The organism is Rhizobacter sp. P2_H3 (assembly GCF_056403355.1).
In genome coordinates this window covers 1-1,465 of record NZ_JBFUFQ010000476.1, presented here as the reverse complement: position 1 = coordinate 1,465, position 1,465 = coordinate 1, and the positions used below count along the sequence as shown (strand labels likewise).

Below are 1,465 nucleotides of genomic sequence, written 5' to 3'. Positions count from 1 at the left end.
GCAGGAGGGCGTGCTGGTGGTCGACCAGCGCGGCCGCGTGCGCACCGCCAACCCGGCGGCGCGCGCGCTGCTGGCGCCGAGCGGCGTCTCGCGCGAGGCGCCGTTCCAGCTGCAGGGCGTCGAGGCCTGGGGCGAGCTCGTGAAGGCGGTCGAGCGCGCGTTCGCCGAATCGACCTGGCCCGAGGGCGGGCGCGACGTGGTGCTCGATTTCGAATCGAGCCCGCCGCGCACGCTGCGGGTGCGGGTGCGCTTCACCCGGCGCCAGGCGCCCGACCCGAGCGAAGCGCTGTGCGTGCTGTTCATCGAGGACGTGCGCAGCATGCAGGCGCGCACCCGCCAGGAAAAGCTGGCCGCGATGGGCCGGGTGTCGGCCGGCATCGCGCACGAGATCCGCAACCCGCTGGCCGCGATCTCGCAGGCCAACGCGCTGCTCTCCGAAGACGCGACCACCGCCGTCCAGCGCCAGCTGACGCAGATGGTCACCGAGAACGTCGGCCGGCTGAAGCGCATCGTCGACGACGTGATGGAAGTCACCCCCAGCGAGGTGCACGACGGCGGCCCGATCGACGCGACCGCGCTGGTCGCCGCCATCTGCAGCGAATGGGCGCGTGCCGCCGGCATGCCGATCGGCGGCGACAGCCTGCTGCGCGTCAAGCTGCCCGACGAGGCGCTGGGCGTCGTGTTCGACCCGGAGCACCTGCGCCGCGTGATGGTCAACCTGCTCGACAACGCGAAGCGCCATGCGCAGCCGATGCCCGGCGGCGTGCGCCTGACGCTGTCGGCACGCGACGACGTGCACGTGGTGCTGAGCGTCACGAGCAACGGCGAGCCGATCCCGCCCGAGGTCGAACGCTACCTGTTCGAGCCTTTCTTCTCGACCCGCAGCCGCGGCACCGGCCTGGGCTTGTATATTTGCCGGGAACTGTGCGAGCGCTACGGCGCGCGCATCGATTACCGGCTGCGCGCCGCCAGCGAGCCGAACCGCAACGAATTCTTTGTCGCGATGCGGCGCAAACCCCTGGCGGGCACCGAAGCGCCCGAGACCCGATTGCACCTCACATCATGAGTTCGCCTTCCCACTTCAGCCTGCTGGTCGTCGACGACGAACCGGACCTGCGCACGTTGTACGAGCTGACGCTGTTGCGCGAGGGCTATGACGTCGAGACGGCAGCCACCGTCGACGACGCGCTGCTGCACCTGAAGGACCGCACGTACAGCGCCGTCATCACCGACATGCGGCTGCCCGACGGCACCGGGCTCGACCTGCTGCGCCGCCTCGAGGAGGGCAACCGGCGCGAGAAGGCGATCGTGATCACCGCGTACGGCTCGGCCGAGAACGCGGTCGAGGCGCTGAAGGCCGGCGCCTACGACTACCTGACCAAGCCGGTCGACCTGAAGCAGTTCCGCGCGGTCGTCGCCTCGGCGCTCGGGCGCAGCGCGGCGACGGTGCCGACGATGGTGCCGT

At 71.0% G+C, this 1,465-nt stretch carries 2 protein-coding genes; both read left to right on the top strand.

What is annotated here, in order from left to right; translation table 11 throughout:
- A partial coding sequence (locus tag AC1D1T_RS32460; RefSeq protein ID WP_477993464.1) for a sensor histidine kinase occupies window positions 1-1,066 on the top strand: 1,066 nt, incomplete at its 5' end.
- Window positions 1,063-1,465: response regulator (locus tag AC1D1T_RS32455; RefSeq protein ID WP_477993463.1), on the top strand; the 403-nt coding region annotated here is incomplete at its 3' end. The genes AC1D1T_RS32460 and AC1D1T_RS32455, both read left to right, overlap by 4 nt.